This window comes from Pseudomonas sp. Pseusp10, assembly GCF_059492225.1.
Map to the genome: position 1 here is coordinate 3,183,674 of NZ_CP168528.1, position 20,056 is coordinate 3,203,729.

A 20,056-nucleotide genomic window follows, 5' to 3' on the forward strand; every position below is an offset into this window, starting at 1 on the left:
TCTTCGTCTGCAGCAATAATCGCACCCATACATAGCTCGTTTCTGCTCCTAATGAAGAGACACTGGGGCGAGTGTAGACCAAAAATATCAGGGAGAATTAAAAGCTCTTAGATCAAAATACAATCATGGCGTTCTTTGTTTAGAGATAAATGATGACTACTTATCTGTTTGCATACATGAATCCGTTCTAACAACTTTAATCCTGGCCAGCCCCCAGCTTGATATAGCCGGGATATGCAACCAAATCATCAATGACAGCTTCGGGTCGTCTTCTGCCGGTCATAACCAAGGAGCGTGCTGTTCAAATCCGGTGCATTGGACTGGGCAGTTGTCATTGGCCTCGTCGTCCTTCAGCCCGATCTGAGGTCACCGCATCCCTTCAACACTCACAACTCCTCCATAGCTCTGTGACTGATGTATCGCCACATCCGATCTTTAGCCCCGTGCGGGTGCGTGATCGAAAGCCCGGCATAGAGCATGGTATTTATCTGAATCTTTTTGTTCACTTCCATATCACTTATTTTTCCTTGCTAAAGGGTTTGCTTTTGCAATTACTGCCTCTTTATTACGCTTAAAAGAACATTGGAGTTTTTGTCAATTCTTTTGGTTTCAGGATTGAAACTTATATTAGCCCAATCTATAGAGCCCGCATTTTGAGATACTCTAATTACTGCCAAGTCACCACGCTCAAAATAGACTGAGTTATCTCCGCCTGCTATGGAACTGCAGCTTAGCAATTGGGTTTCATAAGATATTATTTTGTCGTCTCTGGCAACATGATTGAATAGTGCCGTCCCGATATTTGTTAGGAGTGATGAAAAGGGTATGTTGTATGATATTCCTGATTCTTGAGCTGCCTTAATCATTTCTTTCGCTATTGATGCATATTGTTTTATGTTGTCGGCATCGAACTCTACAACTTCCAAGGTTATTTTGTAGTCGCTATTGTCGTACAGGTCGCTATAAATCAATAAATTTGCTGAATTTATATCCACATTTTTCAATCTTGAGTCTGTCATGTACACGAGTCTGCGCTCGACAGGCGATGTCAATGTTCCAGTTTGTGCCGGCTGAATAGAACCTGCTTTCGCAACTACGGAATCGCTGTCGCGCTTGGTTTTATTAATAGTAAGAAATACACCTAGCTCGTTTCCGGGGTCACTTGTGATTTTTTCTATGAACCCTTCAAAATTTTGGTCTATTTTTAAGCTTTGTAGCCTTATGTCGAATTGGTCTCCTGAGGCTAGGCACTTGTTGTTAGATGCGCTCCAGAATCTGTCTTTAAATTTTTTAGCTGTATTGTCATAATAGCGGGCTTCTGAAAAGCCAACATATTTAGTGTCTTCTGCCCCCAGGTTGGAGCAGCCAGATATAAATGTGAGTACAAGAAGGCTTAAGTATGCTCTTAGCTTTTTCATGCTATATCATCCTTGGTTGTGGCTTTGTGCCTTTCTGACGATAGCAGAGTATTTTTCCATCGTTTCCGAAAGCGTTCTATGTCTAGAGTCGGCATCAGAGAAGGGCCGCTAAGCGCCGAGAAGAGCTTGAACGTGTTCGCCTACAACCTGAAACAAGTCATGAAAATCATCGGAACCGCTGACTTGATAGCGCTTACGGCATAAAAAACAGGTCTTTTGTACCCCATTCAAAGGGCTTTATGAGGCCGCCGAGCCGCTTTAACTGTTCATGAAAACGTCGTGGGCTTGACCGGTTGAATCCACAGTCGATTTCTGCGTGTCACCACCGTCAGCTATGGGGCTTGACTGGCGACCAGTTAAGCATAGAGATTTTGGATGGAGTGATGGTGTTAAGCCAGTCCGCGATACAACTACCATACCCTAATGTTTGAGGCCCCAATCGATACGAACCGGTCGGGTGACGCGCAGTTGGATGAAGTTGCCGGTGATATACCGAAAAAATTCGGGCACTCGACTACTTGAAGAGGCTCATGGGACTTGCAGTTACTCCCGGGTAAACCAGCCAAAGCAATGGAACGTCTGGATGATCATTCTCTGATGAGTGGCGTTTTGCCATTCCCTCGAATGCCTACTACCCTTCTGTTGAAGCGTATCTCCGCGACGGCCACCGAAACGGTCTGACAAATGGCAGGGATAACCATGATGCGTGAAAAGTTTGGTCTTGTTCGCTTGCTTTCAGTAACTGCGCTTCTCACAATTTTAATCACTCAGACAGGGTGTTCTCTCCTGCTCCGCCAAGCGGATGAGATGGTTGAAAGCAATTTCCCACCGAAAACCCACGCGGAAGCCAAACAAGAGGCCGTCAGAACGTCCGATGCTCAATTGGCTACTATTCAAAGTCCTGGGCTCCTCTTCAATATCCCGCCCACAACACTCAATGACGCATTTACCCAAGGCCTTCGCCAGTTCGACTCAAGCGAACTAAAAATCCTGTCCGCGGCGGTTGCCCCAGATGAGCAAGGCTTGACGATTACTGCCGAGATAGAAGGCAGGATGGTTGAGCCCAGCGGAACGTTCAAAGCAACGCTAAGGGGGTGGAGCGTTGTAAACATCAGCGGTCAGATAGCATCAGTTCAGCCCATCCTCGAGAGTGCAGAACTGACACAGTTGAAGCTCGACAAATGGTGGACGCCGGACAGGCTGATTGCCCAAACCATCAACAGATTGCTCGCTCGCTACATGTCCAACGTCAATGGACAGATCAAACCAGTCGCGTATGAGATTGACCAAAAAGCTACCGGACTACCCACCTCCCCAGTTCCCATCCATCTTCCCGACGGCCGCTCGGTAGTTATACCTCCAGTTCACCTTGGCTCGATGGCTGTATTGGTGGATGACGGAGGCGTTCATCTATTAGGCCAAGTGGATGTTCCAAACACCGCCGCAAAGCCCAAACTGTCTCCAACCTCGACATCATTCGAGGCCTACAGAAGTGCATTCTGGAATAAGGCTGCGGTGATCAGATCAGGGGAGCGGCGAACCGATGCAGGTCTCTTCCTTTCCGATGCATTGCTCGAACGCCTGCTAAAGCCAAGCTTCACACCGATCAAGCTCGAGGAGCTTCAACAAACAGCATTGGCCCAAACGCTGTTTTCACTCAAAAGCTTTGGGGATGTTGCCGCTGGCGCGGTGGTGAATTCGGGGACGCTGCTGGAAGGGATACATACGAGTCTCGTTGAAGTACTCAAAGATACTGAGGACGCGGATTTTGGTGATCCGGTGGTGCAGCTCGGCGAGCAGACCATCTCCGTAACCCTCCCGGTCAAAGGGACGATAAAAGGGGCGCATCTTAACTACGAGGGGACAGTACAGGGTGGTGGTGTACTGGCATCCCAGGATGGAAAGCTCTACTACCGCTTGGTAGTGGGTGGCATCACGCTGCACCGCCTGGAGCATATCGGCGGCCCCATCTCTGTCCAGCCATTTATAAAATCCGTGAACGACGTCGTTACCCAGCTACTGCCTTACATCAATTCCGCCCTAGTTGAGAAACCAATCGATCTGCCCTTACCTGCACTAGAACCTGTAGCGGTGTCGACTGAACAGATCAAGGTACATCCCGAAAAGCTGACACCAGCAAAATCTGGTTCACTGCTGTTGATTCCTCGGATCAGCTCCGAAGGCATCAAGGTGCTCGTGATCGAAGCCCCTGAACTCCAGAACAATTTAGTGAGCTACGACTATGCGACACCTAACATCGCTATTAGCAAAGCTGTTGAGCGGTTCTCCAAGGCACCTCTGTCCACTGAAAAAAGTGATGTTGGCATCTTTATAAACATCCCTTCCTCAACAGTCGATCAGGCCTTTAAGGCTCGGTGGGAGACTACCCTACCTCCCTATTCGCTCCCTGATGCTCAGGTGCCTGAGCTGCTGGGTATCGTCTCACTGCGCTGGGTTACCTCCATGATAAACCGGACACTAAAGGAGAATAACATCTCCATTTCAGGAAGCGTGGATAGCGAGAGCCTTCCCTACGACAGCGGCAAACTAAGGTTGACTGGCGACCTTCAAGCCGGTTGCGCTGCTGATAAAGAATGCATACGGACAAACGATTGTCGGTTACGTGGTTGCAATCGGTACGACCAATGCAACTATGGCTGCAGAAGAGACTTGCCCTTCGGTGGATCCTGGGATGACCCTGTTTGCAAGGCATCTGAAGCACTTTGTAATGTCCGGGAGGAAGTGCAGCGTGGTGCGTGCAATATCCAAGCGACCGCTGAGAAGGCTGCCTGCGACATAGCCGAGGAAACCAAACTGGCAGCCTGCAATAGCCTACGCGAGTTGGAAAAATTGGGCTGCAACATCGTCAATGAAGCGATTCGCGCCATCCAAAAGCTGGATGGAATCGGCTCAATCAGTGGCTCGGCCCGAGTACTTGCCGACGCTTCGATTACCGAACCTACCCTAGACTACGACCCCAAAAGCGCCACTATGACTCTCCAGATGCTTCCGAGAATCGGCCTAGAGATGAACGGCGATCTTCACTTCCAGCCCTACGACATTGGGCACGTCCTAGTTTGCCCAGCACCAGGTACTGTTCCGTTCCATCTAAACGGCACTCTGATTGGATCCCGCACGACCATCGTCGGACGTATCGCCCCTGCAGATTCTTCGCAAGGAGATGGCTTGAGTCTTAGTATCAGCTTCGACCCGATACACATCACAGGGCAACTTTCACCTAGTCCATTAGAGGCGTTGCTCGTACAGAATCCCCAGATTTTCGTGACCTGCAACCCTTTACTGACCGGCACCCTAGGCAGCGCGACGATTCTCGGAAAGATTTCTGCTTTCACACCGTTCGACGTTGTCAGCTCGATCGAGCGGGCGGTACCCGGCAACCAAGAGGAAACGAGCACCCTGCTCAAGATGGTTACCTCTGGCCGGGTCGACCAGCAGATCCAGATCCCCCCCGTTTTTGTAAATTTACCGAGCATCTCGGCTAATCTGCTGGGTAAGTCGATCAAGCTTTCGCCAAGATGGGTTGGAAATCAGCTAATGATGGAGCAGAGGTGAGGGAGTATGGGGACGTAAAAATCGTAGCCAGTGTGCACCTCACTGCCCAGAATGCCAAAGGGGTGACCTCCTACAACATTGGCCCCTTACTCGCCCCAGAGTAGGAAGCTCTCGTGGTGGCTAGGCTTGATGAGTGTGTGAAATCGTTCTAGTCGCTTTCCTTGCGACTCAAGCATGTGAGTCAAGTGAACTGTCTTTCGACTCACATGCTCAATGAGCCTACTTTTGACGCTCAGCGAGTGGCCGAAATCGTTCGAGTGCAAGTATCAAGACGCTCCTTACCCCCCCAGCTCTCGTAGGCCACCTTAGCCGAACGTCGAACAGCCTCACCTGTGTAGGGTGGTTTCATCACACCGTGATTGTCGGTAAAAAAGACCCATAGAACATCCTGGGTTCTTATATCCCCCTCGTAGATGTTGTTGCGCGTGGCAGTTGCCGGCGACATACCTTTCAGCTCCCTACTCATAGCGAATGACGCCTCACCTACTTTCCCATTGCTGTCACCGACAATGAATGGAACTACCCTATGGTTCCTTCGGTAATAGGCCACACCAAAGGTACCCATTTTGACACCGAGCTTCCTCACGGATTCTGTGCTTGGAGCCACGCCAAACGGTACAGTCTCAGCATCAAGGTAACGTCGCTGATCCGCTACCAGGGGGTAGTTCGCGGAGTCTTCCAAATGTGTTTTGGATACGAAAAAACCGCTACCGTCTGCCTGTTCCACCGGCACAACTTCAGTAACCATCTTTTTGCCGATCTTCACTGAGCCCTGACCAAGTACTCCGAACCAATGAATTGCACCAACCGAGGGAGACTTCCAGTCGGCTTTTTTTATGGCCAGATAGTCTTTGTAAAATTGGCGACAGATTGCATTGCTCTCTGATGCATTGTAGGACGCTCTACCTGCAGGGTAAGGTCGTCCACCATTGCACAAGTGAATTAGCCCTCCGCCCTCAATGTTGTCCTTGTGATAGGCGTTACGCATGCCATCGACGTTAACCGAAGACGCGGCCCACAGGACCATGGTGTTGTCCGGAAGAACTATGGCCGTCTGGTAATCGAGTGGTAATCTCGTTCCTGTACAGGTTGTGACCGGTTGAGCAGCAGCTTCTGCAAGCCACAGAACGCTGGCGGCGGTGCAAACCAAACGTATATTCATTGCTCGATCCTTAAAAGTTGCGACCGCAGCGCCAAGTGGTTTGGCGCTAGCACGCCGGCACTTGGCGTCAGTGAGGTTCCTACGCGGGCAGGACTTCGCCTGACTACTCACCCGCATTGAAGCTATAGCCCACCATCAAGGAATCGGCTCATCTAGTTGCTACAAATTTTCACCCAATCGAGTGCATTCCCCCGCACTCCCGCCCAGGAATCACTGATGGGTTAATGGCAACAATCGGCCGATTCTGTTGAAAACAGTCGGTCTGCCCAAACTGACTGATCATTGACTGGTGAAAACGCTTTTTTTGTACGCTGCTAGGTGAAATCCGAGTCCGGAAGCCTCTGCCAAAAGTAAAGATTTCAATCTCGGATGCGTACTTTTTTGGTGCGCAATCCCTAGCCGACTTTTTCAACAGAATCGCCCAATAGCAGTCACTCACAACGAGTGTATTGACCGCTTTAACAAAAAGGAGAAGCGTGCGTTTAACATTAATTCGATGGGTCGCACAGGATTAAAATTTCCTTATAATCAACCAGAAGTAGCACCTCATCCGAACTTTTAGTGGTAGAAATGGCTAGCAAGGATCGCAAGAAGAAAAAGCAGAAAATAGCAGCCCCTAAAACTGGAATTTGTGCCCTTCTTGGGGTAGAGGGCCCTTTTGCCAAATCCCATCTTATCCCCCAAGCCTTGACCGGAACAGAAGTGCCAGGCGAGCGATTTATCGAAACTGGCAGAGGATTCAGGCCAATTCGTAGATTTACAAGTTGGTATGATCATCAGCTTGTAATTAGAGCTGGTGAGCAGATACTTAGCGAGATCGATACAGATGGCATCGCGGAACTTAGAAAGCATAAATTGGTTTGGAGTGGGTGGAAAAAAGATAGACAGCTTGTTACTCATGACTATGTAGTTCAGCCTGACGCAGAAACCGGCCTCGGTGTTCGCATAATCGAAAATATTGACACCCAAAAGTTGCGGCTATTCTTCCTCAGCTTGCTATGGAGATCTCTTACTACAAAAATAAAAGAATTTTCACACCTCGAGAATATAGGCGTTAATTTACAAGCACTTGGTGAGCTTCTAGTAAGTAAAGCCCCCAGCCCTGCTAACTACCATCCTATTACTCTCAGTCAAATGGATAGCCGCGGATTCACTCACAATCACACGCCTACAATTCAAGAGATTGAGTTTCCTTTTGAAGAAGGTGTTAGGAAAGCATTGTATTATAGATTTTACATGCAGGGAATTGTCGCACATATCTATCCAGAAGGATGCGACGACCTGTTTTCGACTGCTCCCATCTCATTTATTGGTGGCGCAGAAAAGCTGTGGGTTTTTACACGGCGCTTTGAAAAATCTAAACAATACGTCGAAGCGTGCGAAGTTATGGAAGACTCGGCTCGAAGATGGCCCGATTCTGTTTCATTGGCTGCTGATCTGCCTTCGATAGAGGTGGAGGCAGAACCGAAAGACTCACATCCCTATATTCCGGCTGGTCCGAAATGAAAATCGTAAACAACTCTACTAAGGATGAGGCGATTGATGCATGATACGGCAATTTTCCCATCTGCAAGCGGCCGCCCAAACAAAGCCAGATTTGGAATTGATTTAGCCTGCTCATGTTCTTGCATGGACGGAAATCTACGGTGCGAGATACCATATGTCGTTTGGAATGGCATTTGCCCTATACGTAACAAACTGAAGTACGACGGGTAAACGATGCCATCGAACCCAGCAACTCGGGCGGCATCAGCGATAGCTTGAGTTATTTCGTACGCATGCTTTCCCGCTAGGAAGAGCATGTGAATAGACATATCAAGACTTTCAAATTCAGTAACATCTTCTTTAAGTAATGCGGATAAATCAAGCAGTCGCAACGATCTTGTGGGGGCCAGAGTAGCCACAAAGATTTCATCCTCTGCTGAAACCCGACACTCATGGACGCAAACTTCGAGGTCTGGTGACCCATACAATATTGAATTACCTGCTGAGTCGAGACGTCCTTTCCCGGAATATTCAGGGGGGGCGCTATCGTATTGGTCAGCATCATCTGGTGCAGAGGGGTTTACTCGGATACGGTAGAAAGACTCTGCAGTGTCCAACACTCTTACAGGGTACTCAAACAAAATTTGATCAATGATATCTTGGCGATGCTCTTCCGATTGGAGAGCTTTGAGTGGTTCTATTTCGCCAACCATCCAAAGACGAGGGCCATAATGGAAAAAGCCAATACCAAGAAGTCGCTCAATGAGTTGAACATCTGAAACTAGCCAGGGAGCCACCTCAATGGACGTTTTCTGGTGTTCGTTGAATTGGATCTGCGGGGCAGCACCGTAGTGTGCTCGACACATTGAGCCCCAGACAAAATAACGGTGAGCCAGCACCTCAACACCAGCCAATGGGAGCTTTTTGGAGTCTGTGGCACCACAGTTTTGGCACGGATTAGTATTATCCTGTCCGATTTTTTCCGCATCCAATTGGAGGCCACGATCAGAGAAACAGTTCGAGCAAGCGACGGAGTCACTCTCTATGAAGTTAGTCATTACTGAAATCCTTTTGAGGAGTACTGAATAATTGCTGAGAGTAGCGCATGACGCTACAGATCAACTCCAAGTGAGTAGCTGTAGCAAAGGCCTGCTTTGCGTTGCAGCCCTTCGCGACGGGCAGTAAACGGCCAAAAGCAGACGGTGAGCGGAGCGATCAGCAAATGAGCAGCTATGCTTGGATGGTTGTCGGAACTGATCAGCGTGCTGCCGCCCCTTAGCTTAATCGTAGATATCCTATGCCAAAATCAATCCTCGTTAATAACTGGCGCCGAACCCACTGGAGTAGTTAGGTAAGCCAGCACACTGGAAATAGCATCTACAGTTTTCGCATCCACTTTAACGCCTCCTTGCCTTCTTTAAAAAGAAAGCAGAAACGCAGATCACTAAAAGACCAACGACACCGAGCACCCAGAAACTACTTTTCTTACCCCCAGCCAGCCGCTCCTCGGACATCGCCCTACTGATAATTTCTTTCCCTTCCACCACCAATACGACCAATTTCCGCTGCTCTATTGCAGGAAAGATTTTTTGGTCATACCAGAAAACACTTGCATGCCGGCCCAATAGTTCAGAACTTTTTCGCTTCGTGATGCATGTCGAATACCCTCTCAAACTCGAAGCACAGGTGAACCAATACACATTATCACCATCGGTGATTTTGGTCATAAGCTTACCTCTAACCCTTTCCTCCGAAAGCACACCCGACGATTCATTCAACTTATTTGGAACCTGTGCCGACGACTGATACCACAACATAACAACCGCAAACGCGAAATAACCAAAAAGACTAATTATCGCAAAACTTCTATAGGAAGCCCTAGAAAGACTTGATGCATTAGTACCCATTCTTTTCTCCACCACCAAAAATAAGAATGTTTCGACTTTCACCGTAACTGGCTGTCCGGCATGTACAAATTCGATGTTTTTTCCAGCATAGCCTCATTTTCAACCGGTGATCCTTGGGCACGATCACCATCAACGGTTAAGCCGCTGTCACTACGCCGCCGACTGCCCGACTTGGGTCGTTCTCTGCCGGTCATGGCCACGAAGCATGCTGGTCAAATCCGATGCAAATGACTGGTCAAGTCGAATGCAAATGGGTGGGCAAGTCTGTGAAATTACCTAGGCTGTTTTGGCGAACCGACTTTTTCAACAGAATCGGCCGATTTCTGCCCTTCGCGACAGGCACAAATCGGCCAAAAGTGGACGTTAACTCCGCATCAGCAAAACAGAAGCGGTCATAAATGAATGTATCTACAAAATCCAGGACGACTCAAGTATTATCAAGTGCAATACTGCATGGTTCTTCTAACTCATGATAAAGCAGAGCATTTAGTGGAGTTCCTGCCCTTACGCAGCGATCAGAGAAAGGCGCACGCAATGTCCAATGCTTGGCATTATTGATGCCTCCTCTAGGTGGGAGGTATTAAGCGCTGCAAAGTACATTTCGTTAAATTGAAACTAAATTTCCATCGCAGGATGGAACCCAATTTGGGTCGCAGTCAACATTATATATTTTGGGGTCAAGATTAAGTTTTACCCAAAGAAGAAATAACTTTACAAAGTTTTTTCGTTGTTCCGTAAGCATGATGTAATTGGGCAGTGCTTTGAGAATTGCTCCGATAGCGCACTCTTCAGGGTTAAGATCTATATAGCCATCATCGTCAGGGTCCATGTGTTTTAATTGGTTGATGAAGAATAAATTATTCACCTCTCGTCCGAGCTCTTCTCGGGTTTTTTGTTCTTTGTCTGATTCTGCTTTTAGAATTACATCAGTGAAATTTTCTTTGCCTTTATTGAGTATCAACCGGGATAAAATTACGTCAGCAGCTCCAGCGAGAGTAATTACTGAAAAACGATCGCCACCTGATATAAATAGGCTGACAGCCGCCTCCAACTGACTGGATGCTAACTCGAGTCGAGAGTAATTTTTTACTGTCATTTTGGTCTCATCTTTTTAGGTATGGAAAGATAGTCTTTCATTACTTTTGCTCCATCTACATTCATCCAGACCCATTGAAAAAATGCAATTACGAATGGCTCAGATTGGCCATTCAATTTTGAGTAATCTGCCATTGCGCGTATCAATGCGTCACATGCTAGTTTTTCTAGGTCCAATTCAATGGATTCAGTGTCATCGCCTGCAAGATGTTTATGAGCAATGATGCCAAGTATTTGGGTTATGTGCTTGGAGTACGCTGGACGTTTTGGAATTTGTCCGGATAGCTCGCCGTAAACTCTTCTGGCGTATTCATCAAAGGTTTCCTTGCCAGCCCTACTAACTAGAGGTCCAAGGATGCCACTAGACGCACCGGCTAATGTTATCACAGCGGAATAATTTAATTTTGCTAAGAATATCTCGACTGCTGTTTTTAGTTGGAGGCGTACTACTTCGCTCTTATGGAATATGGGCATTTTGTGTTGTCCTGGTTCAAAGATGAATTTATCCTTGTGGTTGATCTATTTTTAGCTGCTCTTGAATTAGGGCATCTTGTTCCCAGTGGGTTTCATCTTTAATTGCGCCTTTTCGATTGAAGCCTAGAAGAAGAAAATGCTCAAAAAGCAAATCTAATATATCTGGAGTGGCCGAAAAATCTTGTACGGTTTCCGCCCATTCAAAACCATTGATATTTGGATAGTGTTTTACTCCGTGAATTAGTGCGACAAGAATTGTTTTGTCTTCAATTTTAAGTTCGGTGAGCGCAGATATTAATTTTTCTCGTCTTGCTATTTCTATGTCGACACCCTCTGAGGTTTCATAGAAGGTGTGAATTATCCCCAGGGAGTTTGCTGGGATCTGACTTGCCGCATCCTTTATGATTGTTTTGAAATGCTTTGAGCGTTTGTCAACGGATTCAGGACTAGTACACCGCCATTGTGCGCCGGCACATCTAGCTATCCCATCAAGAAAAATATTTAGCACTGCTCCTGGAAGGCCAGGTCTAGAAATATCTGTTGGGATAGTGGCAGTGGATCTTTTCTCGTTCGGGTTTACATCGCCAAATATTAGTGCGTGAACTTGTGGGGAATTAGCTCGGACGCTGTACGCTGAGAAATGGTTTTCAATATTTTGCATGTCTATCGCGTGGAGCGTGGCCTTGAATTCAACTGTTTCGCAAGTAACTTTTGTATGGCGAAAAACCTTGGCTAGTTCGTGAAAGGCTTTTATGATTTTGTATGGTTTGACTTTAGATGGGGGGATCTTGAAGGTAATGTCTATCCAGTGGTCGTTTCGATCCTTAATCATCTCTATGCTGAGCACTTTCCATAAAGCGTCCCATGCTTTATTTTCTTTGTCTGCATAAACTGTAATTTTTTCAAGTCTTTTACACTCGACAAAAATGCTGGTTTCAAATTTCGAAACCCGAAGGTCAGGAGTCTGTAGTGTAGGTTGCTCCTCAATAAAAGCGACATCGTAGCCGTTTCTCAAGTAGTGCGAGGCTACTAGTAATTCGAATAAAAAGTTGTCGGGTTTGTTATTTTTCGAGGAGAGCAGCTTTTTGATGACGCCATGCATATTTGGCACAAGTTTTAACTTTTCAAGCTGATCGCCTATCGCAGCAAAGACAGGGTATATTCTATGGGATTCAAATGGGTCGTCGGAAGTTTTTTCTACCCCTAGTATATCAACTAAAAACATATACCAGCTGATCTTGTCTGCCGTTGGGGGGTTAAATAATTTCCACTCTACCGGTTCTGAATCTATGCTTATAGCTTGTTCAAAGGAACTAATGCTGCTTGTTAGTTTCTCCCTGCGGCGCAGCCATGCTTCGAACCCCATGCACTCAATTAGCCAATCAAGGCATAGTTTTGCTGGTTTTTTAAAAGATACTATTGCAGTTTTTTCCAACTGTCCTTCCTCGGCGCGATTAATTAATGTTTTAGGACCCTGGGCGAATATAGTCGGAAAGCAAGTGATCCATAAGAATAGCCGATTGATGCTGACTCTACCGATCCAGCTCAGCGAAAAACGACGCTACAAGCGGCAGCCTTGCCGTTATCAGTCTGATTAGCAGCAACAAAAAGGTCAGTTGAGGGGGAGGTGCAGAAATGCTACTAGATAGAGTTGTCGTCTCTGTAAGCCTTTATTTTAGCGATTCTTGTAACTAATCGGTCCAATCCATCACCGAGAAACCTGAGATTTTAGGTCGTGGCCGTTTGCAATCGACCCATAGCAGCTGATCAGCAACTGGTGTGTGAGGCCTACACTTGAAACCAAGAAAAACACGGGTTTTTTCGTATTTTCTCAATCAGATCAGATCGAGAGGTTGAATTACTGTGATGATCTTGACCCAGAAAAAAAGCTACAGCCCAAGAAATACTTAGGCTGTAGGCAATCCCCCTACCTTGTGCATTTTCGACTCTATTTCACAGTGAATTGCTTCGAGTCAGACCGAGGCTCAACCCCTTGGGAAGATTTTCAATCGCAATAAGTGCGAGGTTATCAGTGATGATCCGATCATCATTCAGTAAAACAAACGACGGTGCCCATAGAAGCGCTTCTTTATCGAATTCATAGACCATTTGCCGGCTTATCTTTCCTTGGGCCTTCAGCCTCGAAATTAACCGAGCTGCCTGAACCGCCGCACCAGCCAATGCGTCCATGGCTTCATGAAGCTTTTTCTCATCCTTACCTCTGAACAGAAATGAGATCTGACAGCCGTCCTGATATGAATGAAAATCGAGTATAGGGTTACGTCTGTCGGCCACTCGACTAAGCAATTTCCGAAACCACGCATGTATTCCCGCATAGGAAGCCTTACCCGCCTCAGTAGCTATCGCAGTCACGAAGGGGTTCCAAACAAGGAGTACGTAGGGGAGACCGACTCTAATCAGTTCTTGTATAGAATCTGCTGCGTTGTGCGACAGCTCAGAACGCTCGATTCTAACGGGTGAGTCATTCGTAACCTGATCCAACCAATCTTCATCCACCTCCCTTTCATCCGTCGCGATCTCGATCCACACATCATCCAACAATCTTGGAAGCTGCTGAGGTGGCGGAACGGATGCGTCAACATCTATGCCCAAGCCAAGAAAACTCAGAACGTCTCCACCTGCGTAATACCCCAGGACTGCGGCAACAAATTTTCGACCGTCAGGACTTTCAAACGATGCACTTTCCAGCAGTTGTCCCTTTGGACGTCCGGGATCGTGATTCTCAAGAAGGGTGAAAGGATCGCTGTTTATCTTGGCAACCAATCTGTCTGGATCGACAGCAACTAACAGTTGGCCATCTGAACCACGCGCATCCGTCCAGATCACCGCGCGCACAACTTCGCCGAATTTCCCCGCTTGGTGTCGCTGCTCAGCCTCTTCTGCCCATTTGAGGGCGGCAGGCGTTTCTTGAAAAAAATCAGACATGGATTCCCTACCTTCCGATGTAGCGTGTCAAAAGAACAAGATAGACCCTACCGTCATTGATTTTGGAAACTTTTCTACCAGCGAATCCAACAACTGCTCCACAGGTCAGCTGCTAACGCACGTACCTGCAATTTCAGTACAGGATTCGTCCAATTCAAATTTTGGACTAACGTTTATGCCACCTCTTCAACGGTAGAAGGTGGAGCACCCGAAGCTCCCAAGCGCGTACTTTTCGGTCTGCCCGGCCACACGGATGGGGATAGCATGCGTATTTTTATCGATGAGTCAGGAACATTTACCTACACGCCTAACCACAATGCTTGGAGCGCCCTGGGTGCGGTCGTTATTTTGGAAGATGCGATGGGCGCGGCCGAAAGCGTTCTTCAACAATTCAAAGTAGAGAACGGAGTTTCACCGGACGACGAGTTGAAGCTTGGCAAGGTTGGCGATGAGATGAGCTACTTTCGCCTTTTGAACCGGCTCGCTGAGTTGAATTGCACGCTATATGCAATGGCCACGGATGCCCACCTCAACACGCCAGAAGCTGTAGGTGCTCACAAGGGAACGGCCGCCCAAAGGCTTGTAGAGCACATAGATAAGCTGGTTCACCAATCCTTACGAGACGATGTCCAGAACATCTCTAATCAGGTGCTCAGACTCTCGGACCAGCTCTACATCCAATTCACTTGTCAAATCAAGCTGATGCATTATGTGGTTAAGCAAACCATGACTTACTACGCCCAATACGCCCCAGAATCTCTTGGGTCGTTCGTATGGAGGGTTGATCAGAAAGATCCGGAAAGAAAAACTGAATTCGAAGACGTGTTCGAAAACCTTAGCCCACCCTATCTACAAAGCATGTCCATCACTGACCCGCTGCCAATAGGCGAAGGCTTCGATTACAGCCACATGGCAAGGTACGATTTTTCAGAGGCGGAGAAACCTACCTACCTCAAGGATCACTACAACATTGATGTCAATATGAGCAACGTTTTGGACATTAAGAAACTGATCAGGGAAGACCTCCAGTTCGTTGACTCAAAAACCGATTTTGGAATTCAGTTGGCTGACCTTTTGACATCGGGATTAAGGCGTTGCCTAAGACAGGAGTTCAAAGACAATCTCAGGGCCGCTGCGTTTCTCGGGCGCCTAATGGTAAATCGTGGGCGCAGCCAGTACCCTGTTTTGCTGTTATCGTTGGGTAAAGAAAAGGCACTCGACAAGGCTACGGAAAAGCTCATCAAGATGATGAAGAGACAACAACGTCCTATGATCAGAAAGTGAATTCTTCGATGGGAACTCAGGTCAACTTTCGGTCAGCGGCAACAAGATGAGAGATATACGGTTGATGGTTGGCTGAAATAACCCTCACCCTTCACAGCTGCCTGCCTTCGAGTCGCAGTGGTGGTCGATAGCAGAACGAAACGAAGGGTCCGCTTTTGGCCGATTGCTGCCCGCCACGACCGGCTGTAACCGATCCAAAGCTGCCAGTCATCCATATCGAATGAATCTATGGTGTCTTCTTGCTAAAGCTTGAGCACGGAAGTCACCCTAGGCTTCAGCAGTGTCCAGAAGGTCTCCAGCTCGTGCTGTTACATCACGATGGGCATCGGTCAGAACGCTTGAGCACCGCACTGAGGACGCGCTGTCCGTATAAGCCGACGCCAAGACCCGACACGATGAGAACGACTGCAACGATTTTGTTGACTGACAGGCTCTCATTGAAAATCATGACTGAACCGAGCAGTCCGAATACCGGCACCAATAACGACAATGGCGCGACTGTAGACACTGGATATCGTTTCAGCAGTGAATTCCATACCCAGTAGCCGAACAGTGTATTGGGGTATACCTGGAACAGGATCGACAGGACGGCGCGGTAGTCGAGTTGATTCACCAATGCGCTGTAACCCGTGGAGCCGTTAACAGCGTAATCAAGCGCGAAAAGAGGGATGGGCGAAAACGCGCTGGACCACACCAGGAAAGCGAAGACTTGGGTGGTCTTGGCTTTTTTGTTGATCACGTTGGCCGCACTCCAGGCGACCGCTCCCATGAGTACCAGGATCAGCCCGGCCGTCGTTACTGTCCCATCAACGATGGAGATGATGCTCAGCAAACCACACAGAGCGAGACCCATGCCCGCGTACTGAAAGCGGGAAATCGTTTCTTTGAATATCCATGAGCCCAGCAGGATGGTGAAAAACGCGCTGAATTGAAGCACCAGCGAAGCGATGCCTGCTGAAAGACCAGACTTGATGCCAAGGTTAACGACGCCCCAAAGTCCGATACCGAAGACCAGACCGTAACCAATGATGTAGCGCCACTGCACATCAGGTTTCGGAATGAAAAAAATTGCTGGAAGTGCGCAAAGCGTGAAGCGAATGCCAGCAAGAATCAGCGGGTCAACGCTGGTGAGGCCCAGTTTGATAACCGAGAAATTCACGCCCCATATGGCAGTAATCGAGATTGCGAGTAGTAGGTGCCCGGCTTTCATACGATCTTCCTTGAATGGTCGTTGAGAAATGACTTGTAAGAACCCACAGCGCCAAAACTGTAGCGCTGATCAAGGCGCCCAGACCGCCTGCCGATAACAGGCACGCCGTACTCAGCGGTAGGCGATCAACCGGCAGTCGGATGGCGCACGCCTTGATCGCACTCATCAGCGAACCGGCAACACCAAGCCGATCAGACCGCGACCAATGATCAGACCCAGTTCAGTATGGGAGAAGCTGAAAATCAGCGAGCCCAATACAGCGATCAGAAGCATGGGTGCCTGCACGCTGCGCGGACCGTATGCTCCTGGATGTAGCGGACGATAGTAGGGCGGTCAAAGGGAGAACGTTAGATACAGATTGACTAACAAAACGTCATACAGCGATCGCAGCACTTGGTATCCACTCCCTGGGAATACGTTGCGACTTCAACGTGAGCAATGGCTTGCTCCAATAGCGCATCTAAACACTCTGACGCAGTCAACCACGGGCATTATGGATGGACGCTTTTGGCCGATTTCTGCCCATCGCGAGAGGCAGAAAACAACCCATTTCTGCCGGTGGCGATAATCAAAAAAAGCCAGTAGCAGCTGCTCTGGTCTACATTTAATTCCACGGTCTACAACTACCTCCGCAACGGTTCACCCACAAAGTCCTCATAGCTGCACAGCTTTTGATTTTTTAGAGGATTTCCTTGCTACCGAGCTAGCCTACGCTCTAGGCTCGGCATCTATCAAATAGCTCATAGGGAAAATGGCTGTGATCAAGAATCTACTGATGATCGTTGGCTTCCTCGCTAAAGCTTCCTGCGTCAAGATGGCGTAAAGATCAAGATTAACCACTAGTCGGCGCGAAGATGGGATATGTAATTTTTGATCCAAAGGTTGATAGGCCACTGCATGAGCTTCCGCGAGAGGAGGCTCGTGCCTCCTATGATTGGTTTCTGGCGAATATACCTGCTCGACTTGATGAGTTATTTCGACTGGTGACAGTTGATGGGGTCGAGTTGAATTTTTCAGAGGCTTCCTTGACGTCTCTTCATGACTGGTTTTATGAGGTTGTGCTTGAAGAGCGCGCGCTAAAAAATTCTGTTCCGTCACCTGAGTTGTATTCCGTATGCAATGATATTGGAGTGTATCTTTCTGAGTTTGTGATTAGTTCGGCGAAAAAAATCAAGTGGTCATTTTTTATAAAAGATGAGCGTGGGTTGTCCTACCAGCGTCCAGTTATTTCTGGTTTTAATGTAAAAAATCTCGATTATCATATCGATTTTGATTATTTGGTTTGTCAATACGCATTTCGTATTCTCAAAACCGGCAGTAAAGAAAACGATATTTTTACAGCGATGATCAAAAAAGCGGTGTCGCTGATTTGAACGTATGCGATCCATAAACCCAACCTACCGTATGGCCGTGGTATGAAGTCAGATATCCGAGTCGGATACATGCTCCACTTGAGTTCTTACCCCAAACAACCGGTCGGCTATCTGCCGACCTCGCTCCAGTCCTTCAGCCGTCAACCAAATCGATTTATTCTTGCTCACCGGATTACTGATGAAACCATGTTCATGTAATCGGTTCATGGTCTCGAAGTCGAACCCTTTCCAAGCATTGCCGTTATCAAAACTGAAGGTTGCCAATAGGGCAAGCACGGCTTCTTCAATCAGTTTATCGTCGTATTCCATGATCGTTGCTCCGTTCGTACTCTTTAAGCTCACCGTAAACCCCACCAGCCATCAAGATGGATAGCGCGGTTAACTAGCCGGTCGTGACGGACCGCTTCTGGCCGATTTCTGCCCGTCACGAAGGGCTGCAGTCCAAAGCTGCCGCTCGCCAAGGTGTACTTTCGGCACCTCCTGAACAGGGAGCCAACGTCGTCATCGGCCTATTCAATTCCCCCCTGGCTGTTGAGGGAAGCCATTGCTCGCTGCTCTGAAATCGGCATAAACACTGGATTTGTGTCCTCGACATGGATGTAGACAAACCAGCGATCCGGCGGGCAGTGAAGAGTCCTGTGGACATCGAACAGCCTTTTCCCGACTTTGCCACGGGCCCCTAAGGTTGTGTGATCCTGTAGGATTTCCACATTTTCAATACCGTGCTGCGCCATGGCTTTGTGAAACGCTTCGTCGATTTGTTTTTTGTTGCGGCGCTGATGGGTCACATGCGTGTGGTGCATCGCATAGCAAAAAAATACGCTGAACGTCATCAATATCAGTTCGAGGCCGAACTTGCTCCAGAAAGAATCGCCCATGCCAGGTAGTCCTGAGATAGTCCTTGGGTTGTACTGTCTGTAAACGTCAACCTACCATCCCTGCGTATGTTAATCAGGCGTCCATTTATGTTATGCGGCAGCAGTTCGGCAATGTCATTTGCCTGCTGCGTCAGCAGACACGTGAGCACGTCCTTCAAAAAAGCATGCAATCATGCCCGTTGAGCCGTGCTGACGGGATTTGACTCAGCATAGCAGCGGCTCGCTGACAGCTACCTGCCAACACTTACCAGTATCGGTGAAGGTGGGACGGACTATCTATATCAGGTCGATAGCTACCGGTGAGCGTGGAAGTTCGATTGAGCCATTCCCCGCCCGGCACATTACCTATTCCGGGTTATGCGCCCTACGGTACTAGCGATGGTTGCGATAGCGTTCGGTCAAGGACTGCACGAGGGTAACGTAGGATTGCGTCTCGGCGTAGGGAGGCACCCCGTTGTACTCGACCACGGACGCTTCGCCGGCGTTGTAACCTGCCAATGCCAGCATCTGGTTGCCATTGAAGCGCTTGAGCAGCCAGGCCAGGTAGCGCACGCCGCCACGAATGTTCTGTCGTGCGTCGAATGGATCGTCCACGGCGAAGCGCTCGGCGGTGGCGGGCATCAACTGCATCAGTCCCTGGGCGCCGGCTTCGGAAATGGCGTTGGGGCGAAACGCCGATTCGGCATGTATCACTGCGCGGACCAGCGCCCTGTCGACACCATAATGACCCGAAGCGGCTTCGATCTCCCGTCGATAGGAATGGGTGTCCAGGCGCAGTGAGGCGACCTTGAAATCCTTCGGCGCCATGCACAGATAGCAGTCCTTGATGTAATAGAGCTCAAGGACATCGACCCGTGCGGAGATCCCGACGGGGCGCCGGCTCACATATTGACGAATACCCTTATGGATGAAGGTGAACACCCGAATCTGCACCGCGCCTGGGTCGTCCTCCCGCACAAGCCGTGGCAGGGCCATTGCCTTGGCGCCGACACCGGCGCCCGCCATGCCATTCAGGCGAGTGCAGCGGGCGCTGGCGATGGCTTGGCTGGTGTAGCTGATGGCTCCGTCCCTGGCTTGGCACTTGAACATGGCGCTGGCGCACAGTGGAGCGGCCAGCAAAGCCAGCTCGATGCAGCCAAGAAGGCTCTTGCGAGCCCATCGCCATGCTCTGGAACTCATCAAATCGCTCCGCGCCGCAGGCGGCCGATCAGGCCTGGGGCGCCTGCCCGGGCGCTGCCTTTGGAGGGCCTA

General features: G+C 48.7%; 16 protein-coding genes and 1 pseudogene. 4 read left to right on the plus strand and 13 right to left on the minus strand.

What is annotated here, in order from left to right; translation table 11 throughout:
* Nucleotides 1-551: 551 nt before the first annotated feature.
* Nucleotides 552-1,418 carry a hypothetical protein gene (locus ACEN8Z_RS14355; RefSeq protein WP_495594585.1) on the minus strand — a complete coding sequence of 289 codons (867 nt, stop codon included), beginning with the start codon at nucleotides 1,416-1,418 and terminating at the stop codon, nucleotides 552-554.
* 699 nt (nucleotides 1,419-2,117) lie between these two features.
* On the opposite strand from ACEN8Z_RS14355, the gene ACEN8Z_RS14360 reads away from it, so the two are divergent.
* Nucleotides 2,118-4,991: a hypothetical protein gene (locus ACEN8Z_RS14360; protein WP_495594586.1), complete on the plus strand. Its 2,874-nt coding sequence runs from the start codon at nucleotides 2,118-2,120 to the stop codon at nucleotides 4,989-4,991.
* A gap of 232 nt (nucleotides 4,992-5,223) precedes the next feature.
* Here ACEN8Z_RS14360 and ACEN8Z_RS14365 read toward each other — a convergent pair whose 3' ends face one another.
* Nucleotides 5,224-6,153 (minus strand): hypothetical protein, encoded by a 930-nt coding sequence (locus ACEN8Z_RS14365; RefSeq protein WP_495594587.1) that lies wholly within the window; start codon nucleotides 6,151-6,153, stop codon nucleotides 5,224-5,226.
* Nucleotides 6,154-6,723: 570 nt separating this feature from the next.
* Between ACEN8Z_RS14365 and ACEN8Z_RS14370 the strand changes: the two genes are divergently transcribed.
* A complete protein-coding gene (locus tag ACEN8Z_RS14370) occupies nucleotides 6,724-7,659 on the plus strand; it encodes a hypothetical protein (protein ID WP_495594588.1) in 936 nt (311 codons plus the stop codon).
* Here the strand turns inward: ACEN8Z_RS14370 and ACEN8Z_RS14375 are convergent.
* The 6 genes from ACEN8Z_RS14375 to ACEN8Z_RS14400 all read right to left on the minus strand — a co-directional run bounded on the left by ACEN8Z_RS14375 (nucleotide 7,635) and on the right by ACEN8Z_RS14400 (nucleotide 14,060).
* A complete protein-coding gene (locus tag ACEN8Z_RS14375) occupies nucleotides 7,635-8,696 on the minus strand; it encodes an RES family NAD+ phosphorylase (RefSeq protein ID WP_495594589.1) in 1,062 nt (353 codons plus the stop codon). The genes ACEN8Z_RS14370 and ACEN8Z_RS14375 overlap by 25 nt on opposite strands.
* A gap of 339 nt (nucleotides 8,697-9,035) precedes the next feature.
* A complete protein-coding gene (locus ACEN8Z_RS14380; protein ID WP_442098788.1) occupies nucleotides 9,036-9,545 on the minus strand; it encodes a hypothetical protein in 510 nt (169 codons plus the stop codon).
* A gap of 604 nt (nucleotides 9,546-10,149) precedes the next feature.
* Nucleotides 10,150-10,641 (minus strand): hypothetical protein, encoded by a 492-nt coding sequence (locus ACEN8Z_RS14385; RefSeq protein WP_495594590.1) that lies wholly within the window; start codon nucleotides 10,639-10,641, stop codon nucleotides 10,150-10,152.
* Nucleotides 10,638-11,114 carry a hypothetical protein gene (locus ACEN8Z_RS14390; RefSeq protein ID WP_495594591.1) on the minus strand — a complete coding sequence of 159 codons (477 nt, stop codon included), beginning with the start codon at nucleotides 11,112-11,114 and terminating at the stop codon, nucleotides 10,638-10,640. The genes ACEN8Z_RS14385 and ACEN8Z_RS14390 overlap by 4 nt, the downstream gene beginning before the upstream one ends.
* Before the next feature lie 28 nt (nucleotides 11,115-11,142).
* Nucleotides 11,143-12,549, minus strand: a complete 1,407-nt coding sequence (locus ACEN8Z_RS14395; RefSeq protein ID WP_495594592.1) for a hypothetical protein — start codon at nucleotides 12,547-12,549, stop codon at nucleotides 11,143-11,145.
* A 518-nt stretch (nucleotides 12,550-13,067) separates the two neighbouring features.
* A complete protein-coding gene (locus tag ACEN8Z_RS14400) occupies nucleotides 13,068-14,060 on the minus strand; it encodes a hypothetical protein (protein WP_495594593.1) in 993 nt (330 codons plus the stop codon).
* 264 nt (nucleotides 14,061-14,324) lie between these two features.
* On the opposite strand from ACEN8Z_RS14400, the gene ACEN8Z_RS14405 reads away from it, so the two are divergent.
* The gene (locus ACEN8Z_RS14405; protein WP_495594594.1) at nucleotides 14,325-15,344 is read left to right on the plus strand and encodes a DUF3800 domain-containing protein; all 1,020 of its coding nucleotides are present in this window, start codon (nucleotides 14,325-14,327) and stop codon (nucleotides 15,342-15,344) included.
* A 313-nt stretch (nucleotides 15,345-15,657) separates the two neighbouring features.
* Here ACEN8Z_RS14405 and ACEN8Z_RS14410 read toward each other — a convergent pair whose 3' ends face one another.
* The gene (locus ACEN8Z_RS14410) at nucleotides 15,658-16,554 is read right to left on the minus strand and encodes an EamA family transporter (protein ID WP_495594595.1); all 897 of its coding nucleotides are present in this window, start codon (nucleotides 16,552-16,554) and stop codon (nucleotides 15,658-15,660) included.
* Nucleotides 16,555-16,606: 52 nt separating this feature from the next.
* Nucleotides 16,607-16,854 (minus strand): annotated as a pseudogene (locus ACEN8Z_RS14415) (MFS transporter); the annotation flags it as partial.
* 554 nt (nucleotides 16,855-17,408) lie between these two features.
* Between ACEN8Z_RS14415 and ACEN8Z_RS14420 the strand changes: the two are divergent.
* Nucleotides 17,409-17,927, plus strand: coding sequence for a hypothetical protein (locus tag ACEN8Z_RS14420; protein ID WP_495594596.1), 519 nt, complete (start codon nucleotides 17,409-17,411; stop codon nucleotides 17,925-17,927).
* Between the two features lie 48 nt (nucleotides 17,928-17,975).
* On the opposite strand, the gene ACEN8Z_RS14425 is transcribed toward ACEN8Z_RS14420, so the two are convergent.
* The 3 genes from ACEN8Z_RS14425 to ACEN8Z_RS14435 all read right to left on the minus strand — a co-directional run bounded on the left by ACEN8Z_RS14425 (nucleotide 17,976) and on the right by ACEN8Z_RS14435 (nucleotide 19,984).
* Nucleotides 17,976-18,236: a DUF6429 family protein gene (locus tag ACEN8Z_RS14425; RefSeq protein WP_495594597.1), complete on the minus strand. Its 261-nt coding sequence runs from the start codon at nucleotides 18,234-18,236 to the stop codon at nucleotides 17,976-17,978.
* Between the two features lie 200 nt (nucleotides 18,237-18,436).
* Entirely contained in the window at nucleotides 18,437-18,805 is a 369-nt protein-coding gene (locus ACEN8Z_RS14430; protein WP_495594598.1) for a hypothetical protein, read from the minus strand.
* A gap of 372 nt (nucleotides 18,806-19,177) precedes the next feature.
* Complete coding sequence (locus ACEN8Z_RS14435) at nucleotides 19,178-19,984, minus strand: lytic transglycosylase domain-containing protein (protein WP_495594599.1); 807 nt, start codon at nucleotides 19,982-19,984, stop codon at nucleotides 19,178-19,180.
* Nucleotides 19,985-20,056: the final 72 nt, after the last annotated feature.